A 16,393-nucleotide genomic window follows, 5' to 3' on the forward strand; every position below is an offset into this window, starting at 1 on the left:
CCCGAGGAAACGCCGCGAAGACGGCCACGAGGTCGCATGCTGGACAGGACGAAGGATATCGCCGCATCCGCGCAGGCCTGGCTCGATGCATTCGAGCGCACGCTGGGCAAGCCCGAGCCCGATGCGCTCGGCCATCTCTTCCTCGCCGACAGCTTCTGGCGCGACGCGCTGGCGCTGAGTTGGAACCTGCAAACGCTCGCCGGCCGCGACACGATTGCGCAAGCGCTGGCCGCGCTCGCGCCGAGAGCGTCACCAAGCGATTTCAAGATCGCGCCCGACCGCGCACCGCCGCGCTGGGTGACGCGCGCCGGCACCAATACCATCGAGGCGATCTTCAAGTTCGAAACCGCGATCGGGCGCGGCAGCGGCATCATCCGGCTCATTCCGGATACCGCTGACGGCGACCGTCTGAAAGCGTGGACGCTGCTGACCGCGCTCGAGCAGCTCAGGAGATTCGAGGAGCGCCTCGGCACCTCGCGACCACGCGGCCAGGCCTATTCCCGCGATTTCCGCGGGCCGAACTGGCTCGATCTGCGCAACGCCTCGCGCGACTATGCCGACCGCGATCCGGCCGTGCTGGTGGTCGGCGGCGGCCAGGCCGGGCTTGCGATCGCAGCGCGGCTGAAGCAATTGCAGGTCGATACGCTGATCGTCGATCGCGAGACGAGGATCGGCGACAATTGGCGCAAGCGCTATCATGCCCTGACCCTGCACAACCAGGTGCAGGTCAATCATTTGCCCTACATGCCGTTTCCGCCGAGCTGGCCGACCTATATCCCCAAGGACAAGCTCGCCAACTGGTTCGAAGCTTACGTCGACGCGATGGAGCTGAACTTCTGGACCGGCACCGAATTCGAGGGCGGCGCCTATGACGAGGCGAAGGCATGCTGGACGGTGACATTGCGGCGCGCCGACGGGGGCAAGCGCACCATGCATCCGCGCCATGTCATCATGGCGACCGGCGTCAGCGGCATTGCCAACATTCCTGCGATTCCAACCCTCGACAATTTCAATGGGACGCTGCTGCATTCCAGCCGCTACGAGGACGGCGAGAGCTGGACCGGCAAGCGCGCGATCGTCATCGGCACCGGCAACAGCGGCCACGACATCGCGCAGGATCTCTATTCCAGCGGCGCCGAGGTGACGCTGGTGCAGCGCTCGCCCACGCTCGTCACCAATATCGAGCCGTCGGCGCAGCTTGCTTATGCCACCTACAATGAGGGCACGCTCGAGGACAACGATTTGATCGCCGCCTCGATGCCGACGCCGCTCGCGAAGAAGACGCACGTCATGCTGACCGAGCAGTCGAAACAGCTCGACAATGAGCTGCTCGACGGCCTTGCCCGCGTCGGCTTCAAGCTCGATTTCGGCGAGGCCGGAACGGGGTGGCAATTCAAATACCTCACCCGCGGCGGCGGCTATTATTTCAACGTCGGCTGCTCCAATTTGATTGTCGAGGGCAAGATCAGGCTCAGGCAATTTGCCGACATCGAGAGCTTCGTCACCGAAGGCGCACGGATGAAGGACGGCTCGACCCTTGCGGCCGACCTCGTCGTGCTCTCCACCGGCTACAAGCCGCAGGAATACCTCGTGCGAAAGCTGTTCGGCGATGCCGTCGCCGACCGCGTCGGCCCGGTCTGGGGCTTTGGCGACGGCTTCGAGCTGCGCAACATGTATGCGCGCACTCGGCAGCCCGGCCTCTGGTTCATCGCCGGCAGCCTCGCGCAATGCCGCATCAACTCGAAATTTCTCGCGCTGCAGATCAAGGCGATCGAGGAGGGAATTTTGGGGCGGACGTAATCACAATCGTCATTCCGGGACGCGCGTAGCGCGAACCCGAAATCCATGGAAACTCCGGGACCCGCGGCCCAATGGATAGAGGGCTCGCGACTTCGTCGCGCTCCGGAATGACAAGAGGAGAGATCAGTGCCAGCCATTCTCGGCAGCGGCGAGCATCGCTATCGCGTCGTCGACAATTTCGCAAAGCTGCCGGACGGCTGGCAGCTCACCGACGTCGCCTCGGTCGCGGTCGACAGCAAGGACCGCGTCTACGTCTTCAACCGCGGCGCTCATCCGATGGTCGTCCTGGACCGCGAGGGCAATTTCCTGCGCAGTTTTGGCGAAGGGTTGTTCTCGCGCGCGCACGGCCTGCACATCGACGCCGACGACAATCTCTATTGCACCGATGACGGCGACCACACCGTGCGCAAATGCACCACCGACGGCAAGGTGCTGCTGACCATCGGCATCCCCGCAAAACCGTCGCCGTTCATGAGCGGCGAGCCGTTCCACCGCTGCACCCACACTGCGCTGTCGCCGAAGGGCGAGATCTATGTCTCCGACGGCTATGGCAATGCGCGCGTGCATAAATTTACGCCGGACGGCAAGTTGATGACGAGCTGGGGCGAGCCGGGCACCGATCCTGGCCAGTTCAACATCGTGCACAATATTGCCACCGATGCCGACGGCTGGGTCTATGTCGCCGACCGCGAGAACCATCGCGTGCAGGTGTTCAACGGCGAAGGCAAATACGAGACGCAGTGGAACAATTTGCACCGCCCCTGTGCGCTGTGCTGCTGCGGCGGAGCGAAGAGCCCGACCTTCGTGATCGGCGAGCTCGGCCCCGGCATGGCCGTCAACCGCAAGGTGCCCAATCTCGGCCCGCGACTGTCGATCGTGGACGCCAAGGGCCAGCGCATCGCACGGCTCGGCGGTGAGGACGGCCCGGGCATTGCCAGCGGCAAATTCCTGGCGCCGCACGGCATCGCGCTGGATTCGAAGGGCGACATCTATGTCGGCGAGGTCGGCGTCACCGACTGGAAGACCAGCTTTCCGGACGAGGAGATGCCGGCAACGGTGCGCGCCACGCGATGCCTGCAGAAGCTGGAGCGGGTACGGGAGTAGCTGCCACGGCACGTCATGACGCGCAGAGGCAGGCAGTTCCGCGTCCGCCGCATGCCTCCGCCAGATCGCGGCTTTTTGTGCGCCTTCGCCACCCCGGCGCCGCATTGCTTGCGCCTGAATAAGTCGCTCAACGGGCTTCACAATCCCGTCACGCTGCATGTAGTATGTCAACACATGCTGCTTCGCAGCGTATATTGGAGGCCGGGAGCGTTACTTGAACGCACATGTCTCGCAAGGCAGTTGGCCGGTGTTGGTGCTGAATGCGGACTTCCGGCCGCTGAGTTACTACCCGCTGTCTCTTTGGTCGTGGCAGGACGCGATCAAGGCGGTGTTCCTCGACCGCGTCAACATCGTCGCTCACTACGATCAGGCGGTCCACAGTCCGACGCTGCAAATGCAGCTGCCGAGCGTCGTCTCGCTCAAGTCCTTCGTCAAGCCGACCACCCACCCCGCCTTCACCCGTTTCAACGTCTTCCTGCGCGATCGTTTCGCCTGCCAATATTGCGGCTCGCCCGAAGACCTCACCTTCGATCACATCATCCCGCGCAGCAAAGGCGGCCAGACCACCTGGGAGAACGTGGTCGCGGCATGCTCGCCGTGTAACCTGCGCAAGGGCAATCTGACGCCGGCGCAAGCAAGAATGTTTCCGCGCCAGAGCGCGTTTGCGCCGACCGTGCACCAGCTCCACCGCAACGGCCGCCTGTTTCCGCCGAACTATCTGCACGACAGCTGGCTGGATTATCTCTACTGGGATACGGAGCTGGATCCGTAGGAGGCGCCGGCGCCCTCACCCCCGCTGCAGGGCCAGCGTCACGCCGCCGAGCGTGAGCGCCATCGCCGTCCATTCGCGATAGCCCAGCGGCTCGCCGAGAATGATGGCGGCGGAGACGACGCCGATCACGGGTACGATCAACATGCCGGTCGAGGCCGTGGTCGGTGGCAGACGGCGCAGCGTCTCGAACCAGGTGACGTAGCAGATCCCCATCGGCACCAGCGTCATGTAGACGAAGCAGCCGAGCCCCAGCGGGGTGATCGCGGTGACGTCGGGACGCTCGAACGCGACGCCGAGGATCAGCATCGTGGCGCATCCGAGCCCGACCTGCCAGGCGACGACGACCAGCGGCGGCAGCGGCAGCGGCTTGCGGTTGAGCACGTTGCCGAGCGCGAACAGGATGGCGCAAGACAGCGCCAGCACAATACCCAGCAGCTTGTCGGCGCCGAACGCAAGACCGTTGCCGCTGAGGAGCAGCGTGACGCCGGCGACACCGAGGACAAGTCCGAAGATATCCCGCGGGGCCGGCCGTGCATGCAGCGCCGGCCAGGCGAACAGCATCGCCCAGATCGGCATGGTGTAGGCGAGCAGGGCGCCCTCGCTCACCGTCACGTACTTCATCGCGACCGTGCCGAGCCCCATCCAGGCAAAGACATTGGTGAAGGTCGCCAACACCAGCCGCGGGATCGCCTCGCGCGGAACGACGAACGATTCCTTCCGGCTCAACACCAGGGCACCAAGGATGAGCGAGGCGCAAACACCCGCAAGCCCGCGCGCGAACAAAGGCGGCCATTGCTGCAGCAGCAGCTTCATCAGCGGCCAGTTCAACGCCCAGCCGAAGGCCGTGACACCGAGGCAGAGAGAGCCGATCATCCTGTCGCGTCGTGCGGGATCCATGGATAGCGCATAGCAGGCGGCTACCGGCCGCTCCACCTCGGCCGGCGCATGCAAGCCATCGCGCAGAACGGAACTGGACCGCCCGGCGCCCGTTCAGATGAGAGCACGGCGCGCGGGCGCGTGCCGCAGCGCAACCGAGGGAGACCATCATGCCTGCAGCCGAGAAGGACCATGTCTACAAGATCCTGGACCTGGTCGGATCGTCCGAGACCTCGATCGAGGACGCGATCAAAAATGCGGTCAGCCGCGCGTCGAAGACCATTCGGGAGATGAAGTGGTTCGAGGTTGTGCAGACCCGCGGCCACATCGAGAACGGCGCCGTCCGCCACTATCAGGTGACGCTGCGCGTCGGCTTCACGCTGGAGGAATGACGCGGCTGATTTCGACGGGAACCATCTCGCGCCGTCCGCGTGAACATCCACCGGCCGCGAGGCGATCGAGAGATATCCACGACGGTCTCCGGTAGAGTACGGACCCTGCGCAATCATCGCAAATATTGCAACAGGCCGTTAAGGTCAAAGTGAGAGGTTTGCTCCGATTTGGAGCAAGCCCGATGGTGACGAGTCGCGAACTCGGCAAGACGCGCCTTCCGCTCTGGGCGGCTGGGTTCGTCGTGCTCATCTGCGTGGCGATCCTCGGCATGAGCATCTGGCGCGAATGGGAGGCACGCAATGCCGAGCTCAGGAGTGCCGAGATCGACGTCGCCAACCTCGCCCACTCCCTGATCCAGCATGCGGACGACACGTTCGAGCTGGCCGACACACTGCTGGTCGGACTGGTCCACCGGCTCGAAATCGACGGGACGGGTCCGGACACGATCACGAAGCTCCAGGCCTATCTGCCGACACGCAAATCATCGGACCGTATCCGCGGCATCTTCGTCTACGACGCCACCGGCCGCTGGCTTGCCACGACGGAGCGCCTCGACTTCTCCAAGCTCAACAACAGCGACCGCGAATATTTCCAGCGCCATCGCGACTCCCCGGAGACGGGCACGCTGATCGGGCGGCCCGTCAAGAGCCGCGCCGGGGGCCAGTGGATCATCACGGCCTCGCGCCGGGTCAACGATGCCGACGGCGGCTTCGCCGGCGTTGCCCTGCTCACGATCGACGTCAGCTATTTCGCGAAATTCTACCAGCGGTTCGACTTCGGGCCGAACGGCTCGGCATCGCTGCTCAACACCAGCGGCATCCTGCTGGCGCGCAGCCGCGACGAAGGCGACACCTTCGTCGGACGCGACCTGTCCAACACGCCGCTGTTCAGGGAGTGGGGAAGCCGACCCGCGGCGGCGATCTACTATTTCACGTCGCCGCTCGATGGCGTGAGGCGGCTGAGCTACTATCAGCGCAGCAACCGCTACCCCCTGATGGTGCTCGCGAGCAAGTCGCAGGACGACGTGCTGGCTCCGTGGCGAAGAGCGGCCGCCGCACGCATGACCTTCGTCCTCGGCCTCGTCCTGTTGATCGCGGTGATCGGCTTCCTCCTGGTCCGTCAGTTGCTGCAGCGGCAGCGGACGGCACAGGCGCTGGTCGCCCAGGAAGCGAACTTCCGCCTGCTGGCCGAGCAGTCCAGCGACATGGTGACCCGGATCGGACTGGACAACCAGTTGCTCTACGTGTCTCCGTCATGCGTGCGCATTACCGGCTGGTCGCCCGAGGAACTGTTGGGCACCTCGTCGCTCGCCGGCATTCACTCCGACGACACGGAGCGGGTCGAGCAGGCCGTCACCGCACTGAAGAACGGCGAAGCGGAGGAAGCGCGGTTCGTCTATCGCCAGCGTCATCGCGACAAGGGCGAGATCTGGGCCGAGGCTGCACTGCACGTGACGCTGGCGTCGGACAGCGGCGAGATTGACGGTGTCGTCGCAGTCGTGCGCGACATCACCGAGCAGAAGGACCTGCAGGACAAGCTCGCCTCGCTTGCAACGACCGACGGCCTCACCGGCCTCGCCAACCGGCGCGCCTTCGACGAACGTCTCGCCGACGAATGGGCGCGCGCGCGGCGCGACGACACACAGCTTTCGCTGCTCCTGATCGACGTCGATCATTTCAAGAAGTTCAACGACCATTACGGGCACGTGGCGGGCGATGGTTGCCTGCGTGCCATCGGTCGGATTCTGTCTGCCCATGCCAAGCGCCCGGCCGACCTCGCGGCGCGCTACGGCGGGGAGGAATTCGCCGTCCTGTTGCCCAATACCGACGCCGCCGGTTGCGCCGAGGTCGGTGAAGGGATCCGCCGGGCGCTGCACGAGCTTGCGCTGCTGCACGTGCAAAATCCGCCCAGCCGGCTGGTCACCGCCAGCGTCGGCGCTGCAACCGCTCGTCCGTCCCAAGTCACGACGGATTGCAGCACGCTGGTCGCCGCCGCCGACCGCGCGCTCTACGCTGCCAAGGACAGCGGTCGTGACCGCCTGGTGATGTCAGGACAGGTCGTCCCCTGGCCCGCCAAGACTGCGTGACACGGGTCCGCCTTCGCCTTCTCGCATCCGTTTGTCGCCTGCGGCCTGACGGGATATGACTCCGGGCCCGGCCGGGCGCCGGCCGACCCGAGAGTGCTGCCGTGACCGATACAATCAAGCTCGTCCTGTTCGACATGGACAACGTCCTCTGCGGCTACGACAGGGGCAAGCGTGTCGCGTGTCTCGCGGAGCTTGCGGGATCGACCAGCGACGCCGTCTACAAGGCGATCTGGGACAGTGGATTCGAGCTGCTCGGCGATTCCGGCGCGCTCGACGCCGCCGACTATCTGCGCGGCTTTGGCGAACGCATCGGCTATCCGCTATCGCTCGACGAATGGGTCGAGGCGCGGCGCCGCTCGATGCAGGCGGATCGCGCGATGCTGGAAATTGCCGCGAGCTTGCGCAAAACCGTCGATATCGCCGTGCTGACCAACAACACCACGCTGGTCGCGGACCACATCGACACGCTGCTGCCGGAGCTGCGTCCGCTGTTCGGCGCGAACATCTACACCTCGGCCCAGTTCAAGACCGCGAAGCCGGACCCGCGCTGCTACCGTCTCTGCCTGTCCGAGCTGCAGGTGGCGCCCGCGACCGTTCTCTTCATCGACGACCTCGCGCAGAATGTCGCCGGAGCGAAGGAAGCCGGTCTCCTGGCGCATCATCACACCACGCCGGAGGCTCTGAGGCAGGCGCTCGCGATGCACGGCCTGCTCGCGGCGTCGTGAGCAGAGCCGGATCAGGCAAGCTCCGCGCCGCGCCGCTCCGGAACCAGCGCGAGTAGCGCCACGACATCGAGCAAATAGAGCAGCGCCAGCGCACCGATCGCCGTCGGAAAGCCGTAGGACGCGCTGATCAGGCCGACCACCAGCGGACCGAACCCTGCGACCGCGCGGCCGATATTGAAGAACACGTTTTGTGCAGTCGCCCGCGAAGCGGTCGGATAGAGCTCGCTCATCAGCGCGCCGTAGCCGCCGAGCATGCCGTTGACGAAGAAGCCCATCACGGCTCCGCCGACCAACAGCGCGGTGGCGGCAGTCAATTGCGAATAGACCAGCACCATGACGGCTGCGCCCAGCATGTAAGTGAGGAACGCAGGTCGGCGACCGAAGCGATCGGCCGCATGGCCGAACAGAAAGATGCCAAGCGCCATGCCGGCAATGGTGACGGAGGTCCAGACTGCCGATTGGGTGAGGCCATAGCCGAACCGCGTCGAGAGATAGTTCGGCAGCCAGATCATGATGCCGTAATAGCCGAAATTCTGCACCGAGCAGAGGATGACCATGGCAAGGCTGATCTTTGCCGTCTCTCTGTCGGCGACGAGCGCGCGAAGCGAGGCGACGGCATCCGTCGTCGTGGCCCGACGAGCCAGGAAGATGTCGGGCTCGTGCAGCCTGCGCCGGATCACATAGGCAGCCAGAGCCGGAAACAGCCCGACCGCGAACATGCCGCGCCAGCCGATGAGAGGCAGGAGGATCGGCGTCACCAGCGCCGCACAGAGCACGCCGAATTGCCAGCCGAGACCGACATAGGAGGTCGCCCGCGCCCGCTTGTCCGACGGCCAGGCCTCGGCGACCAGCGCCATGCCTATGCCGAATTCGCCGCCGAGCCCGATGCCTGCGATGGCCCGGTAGATCATGAGATCCCAATAACCCTGGGCCAAGGCGCATAGTCCCGTGAAGACCGCAAACAGGACGATGCTCCAGGTCAGGACGCGGACCCGCCCGAGACGGTCGGACAGCAGGCCGAAGACGAAGCCACCGAGCACCGCCCCGACCAGTGTCGCGGTCACCAGCGAGGCAGCCTGGGGCTGCGTCAGATGAAGATCCCTAGAGATCGCCGTCAGCATGAAGCCCAGGATGAGCAGATCGAACCCATCCATGCCGTAACCCAGCGCAGATCCCCACAACGCCCGGCGCGCATCGGCGCCGATTTTGGTGGCTCGAGTCGAAAGCAGCTCCGCTTCAGTCATGATGAGACCGGTATCATGGATCTGACTCACGTTCCCCTCCCCGCACCAATCCGTCGCAATCGCCTGCCGGCGTCAGGCCAGATGACACGCCACGAAATGCCCTCCAGCGCCCTCCTTCAGCACGGGCGCGCTCTCGGCGCAGCGCGGCTGGGCAATCGGGCAGCGGGTGTGGAAGTGACAGCCCGACGGCGGCTTCATCGGGCTCGGCACGTCGCCCTTGAGGCGGATGCGCTCACGCTTCAGCTTGGGATCGGGCACCGGCACCGCCGAGAGCAGCGCCCTCGTGTAGGGGTGCTGCGGATTGCGGTAGAGGTCGCTCGCTTTCGCCAGCTCGACGATGCGTCCGAGATACATCACCGCGACGCGGTCGGAGATGTGCTCGACCACCGAGAGGTCGTGCGCGACGAAGAGATAGGTGAGGTTCAACTCGGCCTGGAGGTCTTCCAGCAGGTTGATGACCTGGGCCTGGATCGACACGTCGAGCGCCGAGACCGGCTCGTCACAGACGATCAGCTTCGGCTCGACGGCGAGCGCGCGCGCGATCACGATGCGCTGGCGCTGGCCGCCCGAGAATTCATGCGGGTAGCGCCGCATATGCTCGGCCTTGAGCCCGACCTTGACCAGGAGTCCCGCAACACGTTCCTCGCGCTCTTTCGCGGACGATGCGAGATTGTGGATGGTGAAGGCCTCGCCGAGGATGGCGCCGACCGTCATGCGCGGATTGAGCGAGGCGAACGGATCCTGGAACACCAGCTGCATGTTCCGCCGCATCGCGCGCAGATCATTGCCGCCGAGCTGACGCACGTCCTGGCCGTCGAAGACGACCTCGCCGTCGGTCGGCTCGATCAGGCGCAGCACGCAACGTCCCGTGGTCGACTTGCCGCAGCCGGATTCGCCGACGAGACCGAGCGTTTCGCCGCGGTTGACCGAGAACGACACGCCGTCGACCGCATAGACGGTGCCGACCTGGCGCGACAACAGGCCGCCGAGCACGGGGAAATGTTTCTTCAGGCCGCTGACGCGGAGCAAGGGTTCGCTCATGACGCGGCTCCCAGGTTCGGATCCCCGAGATGACAGGCCATGCGGTGACCGGGCGCGATCTCGCGCAGCAGCGGCTCCTTCTCGGTGCAGACATTCATGGCGAACTTGCAGCGCGGCGCAAAGCGGCAGCCGACCGGCGGATTGATCAGGATCGGCACCGAGCCGCCGATCGCCTCGAGCCGCGTCTTGTGCTCGCTGTCGAGATCGATGCGCGGGATCGAGCGGATCAGGCCTTGCGTATAGGGATGGCCGGGATGGTCGAAGAGGTCGTCGACGGGCGCCTCCTCCACGACCTTGCCGGCATACATCACGACGACGCGCTGCGCGGTTTCGGCGACGACGCCCATGGCATGGGTGATCAGCATCACCGCCATGCCGAAGCGCTCCTTCATGTCCTGGAGCAGGTCGAGGATCTGGGCCTGGATGGTGACGTCAAGCGCGGTGGTGGGCTCGTCGGCGATGATCAGCTTCGGCTTGCAGGCCAGCGCCATCGCGATCATCACGCGCTGGCGCATGCCGCCGGAAAACTGGTGCGGATAATTGTGCACCCGGCCTTCGGCGTTGGGGATCTGCACCAGCTTCAGCATCTCGATGGTGCGATCGAGCGCCTGCTTTCTGGTCACGGCCTCGTGGCGGCGCAGGCTCTCGGCGATCTGCTCGCCGATGGTCAGCACCGGGTTGAGCGAGGTCATCGGCTCCTGGAAGATGAAGCCGATCTCCTTGGCCCTGATCTCGTCGAGCTGGTTGCTCGTCAGCGGCACCAGGTCGCGGCCCTCGAAGATGATCTGGCCCGCCGCGATCCGGCCCGGGGGCATCGCGATCAGCTTCAGGATCGACATCGCGGTGACGGTCTTGCCGCAGCCGGACTCGCCGACGACGCAAAGCGTCTCGCCCCGGTTGATGGAGATGTCGACGCCGTCGACGGCCTGCAGGCTGCCGTCATCGGTGGAGAAGTGGGTCTTCAGTCCCTTGATCTCGAGCAGCGGCGCCATCAGATCACCCGTCGCGCATCGAGCGCGTCACGCAGACCGTCGCCGATGAAGTTGATGGCCACCACCGCGATGAAGATCGCGCCGCCTGGGAACAGCGCCCAGTGCGGGCCGATGTCGAGAAAGTCCTTGGCGTCATACAGCAGCCGGCCCCAGGTCGGCGTATCCGGTGGGAAACCGAGGCCGAGGAAGGACAGCGTCGATTCCGCGATGATCGCGGCGGCAACGTCGATGGTGCCGGCGATGATCACCGGGCCGAGCGCATTGGGCAGGATATGCCGCACCACCTGCCGCACCGGGCTGGCGCCGAGCGCGCGTGCAGCCTCGACGAACTCCTTCTCGCGGATCGACAGGAATTGCGCGCGCACGAGCCGCGCCACCGGCATCCAGCGCAGCCCCCCGATCACGAGCACGATCAGGATGAAGATGCCGCCTTCGGGGCCGAACACCTGTTTCAACCCGTCGCGGAACAGGTAGATCAGCAGGAGCAGCAGCGGCAGTTGCGGCAGCGACAGGAAGAGGTCGGTCAGCCACATCAGGCCGTGCCCGAGCGCACCGCGCGACATGCCGGCGAGCGCGCCGATCAGCGTGCCGATGAAGACCGAGACCAGCATCGCGGCGAGGCCGACCGCGAGCGAGATGCGGCCGCCATAGATCATGCGCGCCAGGATGTCCTGGCCGAGATCGTCGGTCCCGAACGGATGGGCGAGCGACGGCCCCTGCATGCCCGCGACGATGTCGATGTCGTTGATCTTCACACGCCACACGAAGGGCCCGGCCACGACGGCGAGAACCAGAATGAGGAGCAGGAAGGCGCTGACGACGGCGAGCTTGTGGCGGCTGTAACGCCGCCACGTCTCTCGCCAGGGCGAGTAGACGCGCCGCTCAGCGGAGGGAGATGCGAGGGTCAAGCCAGCCATAAAGCACGTCCGCGATGAGATTGAACAGCACGACGAGACACGCGAAGACGAAGGTAACGGCCATCACCACCGGCGTGTCGTTGGAGAGGATGGAGGAGATCAGCAGCGAGCCGATGCCGGGAATGCGGAAGATCTGCTCGGTGACGATGGCGCCGCCGAACACCGCGGGCATCTGCAGCGCGATCAACGTCACGACCGGGATCATGGCGTTGCGCATCACGTGCTTGACGATGACCTTGGCCTGCCCGAGCCCCTTGGCGCGGGCGGTGGTGACGTAGTCGAGCCGGATCACGTCCAGCATCGCCGAACGCACGAACCGCGTCATCGACGCCGCCTGGAACAGGCCGAGCACCGCCACCGGCATGATCGCTTGGCGGATCATCTCCAGCACCCAGTGGATGCCGGTGGCCTTGATGTCGGTGGTATAGACGAACGGCAGCCAGTCCAGCGTGACCGAGAAGATCAGGATGAACAGGATGCCGGTGAAGAAGGTCGGCAGCGAGAAGCCGACGAAGGCGAGCGTATTGGCGATCTGGTCGAACAGCGAATAGGGCTTGGTCGCGGCATAGACGCCGACCGGGATCGCGATCAGCAGGGCCAGGATCTGCGCCGAGCCGATCACGTAGAGCGTGGCCGGCAGGCGCTGCAGGATGAGCGTGTCGACGTTCATCCTGCTGACGAAGGAGAAGCCCCAGTCGCCGTGCAGCATGGCGCTGAGCCAATGCAGGTAGCGAAGGTGGATCGGATCGTCGAGGCCGAACTTGGCCCGAAGTGCGGCCTGCACTTCGGGCGGAACGTTCGGATTCGTCGCCAATTCGGAGAAGGGATCGCCCGGCGCAAGCGCCAGCACGAAGAACAGCACGGCCGAAATTCCGAGCAGGCTCGGAATCGCGATCAGCAGGCGACGTAGAACATATTGACTCATGAGGGAAAGCCCCCGTCTAGCGCTGGGGGATCATTCCTCGCGGTACCAGTCGAACAGATTGTCGGTCTCGTTGGCCCAGCCGGAAACGACCGGCCGCAGGTTGTTGGCGGCCGCCTCGACCTTCAGGCGATGCTGCACCGGGATGAACACCGTGTCCTGGTACATGAGGTCATTGGCCTTGATGTAGAGCGCAGCGCGCTTGACCGGATCCATCTCGCCGTCCGCGGCCTGGATGGTCGCGTCGTACTCCTTGTTGACCCAGCGCGGGAAGTTGGTGCCCTGCCACTTGTTCTCCTTGGTGGCGACCAGGGTCGAGAGATAGCGGCGCATGTGCTGCGACGGATCCGGCTGGCTCAGCGGGATCTGGAACATCTCCATGTCGGCGTAGAACTTGGAGTAGGTGTCGGGATTGCCGACGTCGGAGGAGAAGAACACCGAGGCGACGACCGATTTCAGCTCGACGTCGATGCCGGCCTTCTGGCAGGCCTGCTTGACGATCGCCTGGGTCTTCTGGCGCGGGCCGTTGATCGAGGTCTGGTAGACGAGCTTGAGCTTCTTGCCGTCCTTCTCGCGGATGCCGTCGGCGCCCGGCTTCCAGCCGGCATCGTCGAGCATCTTCGAGGCCTTCTCGATGCTGAATTCCCACGAGGTGTTCTTGGACACGAATTTTTCGGGCCCGTTGAGGAAGTTCGCGGTGGTGCGGCCGGCGCGGCCGTAGATCGCCTTCTTGACCGACTCGCGATCGATCAGCAGCGACAGCGCCTTGCGCACCGCCGGATCGGAAAACAGCGGGTGCTTGGTCTTGATCGACGAGCGTTCGCCGTCGACCTCGGTGTTGGGATCGGTGAAGTTCAGTGCGATGAATTCGGTGTCGCCGCCGACGGCATAGACGGTCTTTCCCTTGCCGCCCTTCTCCAGGCGCAACAGCACGTCGTCCTCGACCTGGATGTTCCAGCCGAAATCATACTCGCCGGTCTGGATCACCGCACGCGCGGCCGAGACCGCGTCGCCGCCACCCTTCATCTCGACCGAGTCGAAATAGGGACGGTTCGGCATGTGATAATCGGGGTTGAGCACGCCGCGAACGAGATCGCCCGGCTTGAACTCGACGAACTTGTAGGGGCCGGTGCCGACCGGCGAGAGGTTGGTCGGCGCCTCGCGCGACTTGGACCCCGTGTAGTCCTTGAACAGATGTTTCGGGATGATGGTGTTGGGCGCCCCGACGAAGGCGTCGGCCCAGAACGGCGTCGGCTTGTTGAAGACGATGCGCACCGTGAGCTCATCCACCTTCTCGACCGTGATGTCGCGGAGCGTCGCGATCGTCAGCGCGGAGGTCGCCGGATCCTTGGCGTATTCCCAGTTGAACACGACGTCGTCAGCCGTGAACGGCTGGCCATCGTGCCACTTCACGCCGGGCTTCAGCTTCCAGGTCACCGACTTGCCGTCGGCGGCGAGCAGGCCGTTCTGGATCGACGGAATCTCCGCCGCCAGCACCAGCTTCATGTTGCCGTCGGGATCCCAGCAGGCGAGAGGTTCATAGAACAGGCGCGCACCGTCCTGGTCCTTGGTGCCGGTGGCAAAATGCGGATTGAGCAAGGTCGGACCCTGCCACCACAACAGCTTCAGCGCACCGCCGCCGCCGCGCTTGGTCGGCTTGTAGGTCGAGGCGCCCTCCGCCATGGCGACGCCGCCAAGCGCGAGGATCTGGTTGGCCAGGGGGGCGGTGAAGCCGACCGCGGCCATGTGCTTGATGAAGGCGCGGCGATCCATTCGCCCGTCCTTCACCTGGCCGATCATCGAACGCAGTTCTTTATCCAGCATGGTTGTCCCCCGTCTGGTTCCCATCATGATGAAGACGGCCGTGATAAGGAGCCGCCCAATTAGCTGGCAGTAGATGGCACACCGAATGGGGGGCGCGTCAACTGGGACCGTGTGTATGCAAACGGTCTTCTGGCTGTCCGTTGGGCAAAACTGCGTTCTGCAGCCCATCCGTTCGGCAATCCAGCATCAAAACATGCTGGATTGCACGCTGCACTGCGAAAAATTTGTTCGCCGGATCAGACGAAATATCGAGGCGAAATTCTACGCCACGGACATGTCGAGCGGCGGCTCAACGTGGTCCGGCAGCGGACAGACATAAGGTGTCTTTGCCGTCCGCTTCTTCAAATCGGCCTTCGCCGCCTTGATCAGCTCCGGATCCGACAGCGCCTTGATGCCGAGACCGGCCATCGCCTTGGCCGCCTGCACCATGGCCTTGTGGGCATGCGGGCTCTTGCCCTGCGCCACCACCTGCCAGGTGTGGAAGGGCGTGCCGATTGCAACCGTCGGTGCGTGAACCTGCACGGTCGGCACCACCCAGCTGACGTCGCCGACGTCGGTCGAGCCGACCAGCGGGTTGCGTTTGGCATCGAGCGGCACTAGGAAGTCGGCCAGCGGCCGATCGGTCGGCTCCATGCCGATCGCGTAATAGACGGACGCGATGTCCTTGTCGCTCAGCGTCGCGCGGATCTGGCCGGCAAAGCTCTTGTCGGCATCATCGAAATGCGGCGGTCCGAGCTCTTCCATGACCCGGTGCAGCGCCTGCTCCAGCGGCGCGTTCGGCAGGATGTTGGAGACCGCGGAGATGATCTTCATCTCCACCTTGGTTTCCGTCATCAGCGCCGCGCCCTGCGCGATCTTGGACACGCGCTCGACCAGCTCGTTCATGCCGGGAAGATCACGTGCGCGGATCGAATAGCGCACCCGCGCATGGGCCTGCACCACGTTGGGTGCGATGCCGCCGGTGTCGAGCAACGCATAATGCACGCGCGCATCGCTCGGCATGTGTTCGCGCATGTAGTTCACGCCGACATTCATCAGTTCCACCGCATCGAGCGCGGAACGGCCGAGATGCGGCGAGGCCGCGGCATGCGAGGTGCGGCCGGTGAAGATGAAGTCCGCACGCGTGTTGGCGAGCGACGGCGTCACCGCGACCTCCCAGAAGCTGTGCGGATGCCAGGTGATCGCGATGTCGGCGTCCTCGAACGCGCCGGAGCGCACCATGAAGGCCTTGGCCGCGCCGCCCTCTTCAGCCGGGCAGCCATAATAGCGCACGCGACCGGGCACCTTGTTCTCGGCGAGCCAGTCCTTCACCGCGGTCGCGGCGAGCAGCGCGGCGGAACCGAGCAGATTATGACCGCAGCCATGGCCGTGTCCGCCGGCTTCGATCGGACGATGCTCGGCGACACCCGCTTCCTGGCTGAGGCCGGGCAGCGCGTCATATTCTCCCATGAAGGCAATGACCGGACCGCCCTCGCCCCACTCACCCATCACCGCGGTCGGAATGCCGGCGACGTTCTCGGTGATGCGGAAACCTTGATGGCGCAGCTCGGCGAGATGTTCGGCGGCGGACCGCGCCTCGGTGTAGCACACCTCGGGCATGCCCCAGACCTTGTCGCTGAGGTCGATGAAACGCGCCTTGATCGTGTCGATGCCACGCCAGATGTCGCTGCGGTTGTCCATGCTTCGATCCGTGATCC

General features: G+C 65.0%; 14 protein-coding genes. 6 read left to right on the plus strand and 8 right to left on the minus strand.

Features of this window, described 5'->3' with window-relative positions:
• Positions 1-36: 36 nt before the first annotated feature.
• The 3 genes from RPS27_RS17390 (at position 37) to RPS27_RS17400 (ending at position 3,676) form a co-directional block, all read left to right on the plus strand.
• Positions 37-1,800, plus strand: a complete 1,764-nt coding sequence (locus RPS27_RS17390) for a flavin-containing monooxygenase (protein ID WP_212065887.1) — start codon at positions 37-39, stop codon at positions 1,798-1,800.
• Between the two features lie 126 nt (positions 1,801-1,926).
• Positions 1,927-2,904 carry a peptidyl-alpha-hydroxyglycine alpha-amidating lyase family protein gene (locus tag RPS27_RS17395; protein WP_212065886.1) on the plus strand — a complete coding sequence of 326 codons (978 nt, stop codon included), beginning with the start codon at positions 1,927-1,929 and terminating at the stop codon, positions 2,902-2,904.
• 214 nt (positions 2,905-3,118) lie between these two features.
• Positions 3,119-3,676 (plus strand): HNH endonuclease, encoded by a 558-nt coding sequence (locus RPS27_RS17400; protein ID WP_194405835.1) that lies wholly within the window; start codon positions 3,119-3,121, stop codon positions 3,674-3,676.
• 15 nt (positions 3,677-3,691) lie between these two features.
• Here the strand turns inward: RPS27_RS17400 and RPS27_RS17405 are convergent, their stop codons facing one another.
• Entirely contained in the window at positions 3,692-4,573 is an 882-nt protein-coding gene (locus tag RPS27_RS17405) for a DMT family transporter (protein ID WP_212065885.1), read from the minus strand.
• 149 nt (positions 4,574-4,722) lie between these two features.
• On the opposite strand from RPS27_RS17405, the gene RPS27_RS17410 reads away from it, so the two are divergent.
• The 3 genes from RPS27_RS17410 (at position 4,723) to RPS27_RS17420 (ending at position 7,756) form a co-directional block, all read left to right on the plus strand.
• On the plus strand, positions 4,723-4,944 hold the full coding sequence (locus tag RPS27_RS17410; protein WP_194405834.1) for a dodecin: 222 nt from the start codon (positions 4,723-4,725) through the stop codon (positions 4,942-4,944).
• A 182-nt stretch (positions 4,945-5,126) separates the two neighbouring features.
• Positions 5,127-7,031 (plus strand): diguanylate cyclase domain-containing protein, encoded by a 1,905-nt coding sequence (locus tag RPS27_RS17415; protein WP_212065884.1) that lies wholly within the window; start codon positions 5,127-5,129, stop codon positions 7,029-7,031.
• Positions 7,032-7,165: 134 nt separating this feature from the next.
• The gene (locus RPS27_RS17420; protein ID WP_212065993.1) at positions 7,166-7,756 is read left to right on the plus strand and encodes an HAD family hydrolase; all 591 of its coding nucleotides are present in this window, start codon (positions 7,166-7,168) and stop codon (positions 7,754-7,756) included.
• 11 nt (positions 7,757-7,767) lie between these two features.
• Here the strand turns inward: RPS27_RS17420 and RPS27_RS17425 are convergent, their stop codons facing one another.
• The 7 genes from RPS27_RS17425 to RPS27_RS17455 all read right to left on the minus strand — a co-directional run bounded on the left by RPS27_RS17425 (position 7,768) and on the right by RPS27_RS17455 (position 16,376).
• The gene (locus RPS27_RS17425) at positions 7,768-9,030 is read right to left on the minus strand and encodes an MFS transporter (protein WP_259215492.1); all 1,263 of its coding nucleotides are present in this window, start codon (positions 9,028-9,030) and stop codon (positions 7,768-7,770) included.
• A 42-nt stretch (positions 9,031-9,072) separates the two neighbouring features.
• Positions 9,073-10,041 (minus strand): ABC transporter ATP-binding protein, encoded by a 969-nt coding sequence (locus tag RPS27_RS17430; RefSeq protein ID WP_194405832.1) that lies wholly within the window; start codon positions 10,039-10,041, stop codon positions 9,073-9,075.
• Positions 10,038-11,033, minus strand: coding sequence for an ABC transporter ATP-binding protein (locus tag RPS27_RS17435; RefSeq protein ID WP_212065883.1), 996 nt, complete (start codon positions 11,031-11,033; stop codon positions 10,038-10,040). The genes RPS27_RS17430 and RPS27_RS17435 overlap by 4 nt, the downstream gene beginning before the upstream one ends.
• A complete protein-coding gene (locus tag RPS27_RS17440) occupies positions 11,033-11,950 on the minus strand; it encodes an ABC transporter permease (RefSeq protein WP_194405830.1) in 918 nt (305 codons plus the stop codon). The genes RPS27_RS17435 and RPS27_RS17440 overlap by 1 nt, the downstream gene beginning before the upstream one ends.
• Positions 11,916-12,875, minus strand: coding sequence for an ABC transporter permease (locus RPS27_RS17445; protein WP_194405829.1), 960 nt, complete (start codon positions 12,873-12,875; stop codon positions 11,916-11,918). Before RPS27_RS17445 ends, RPS27_RS17440 begins: the two co-directional genes overlap by 35 nt.
• 30 nt (positions 12,876-12,905) lie before the next feature.
• Positions 12,906-14,696, minus strand: coding sequence for a peptide ABC transporter substrate-binding protein (locus RPS27_RS17450; protein ID WP_212065882.1), 1,791 nt, complete (start codon positions 14,694-14,696; stop codon positions 12,906-12,908).
• Between the two features lie 261 nt (positions 14,697-14,957).
• Positions 14,958-16,376, minus strand: a complete 1,419-nt coding sequence (locus RPS27_RS17455) for a M20 family metallopeptidase (RefSeq protein WP_211418706.1) — start codon at positions 16,374-16,376, stop codon at positions 14,958-14,960.
• Positions 16,377-16,393 lie beyond the last annotated feature (17 nt).

The organism is Bradyrhizobium sp. WYCCWR 12699, assembly GCF_032144035.1.
Lineage (GTDB): Bacteria > Pseudomonadota > Alphaproteobacteria > Rhizobiales > Xanthobacteraceae > Bradyrhizobium.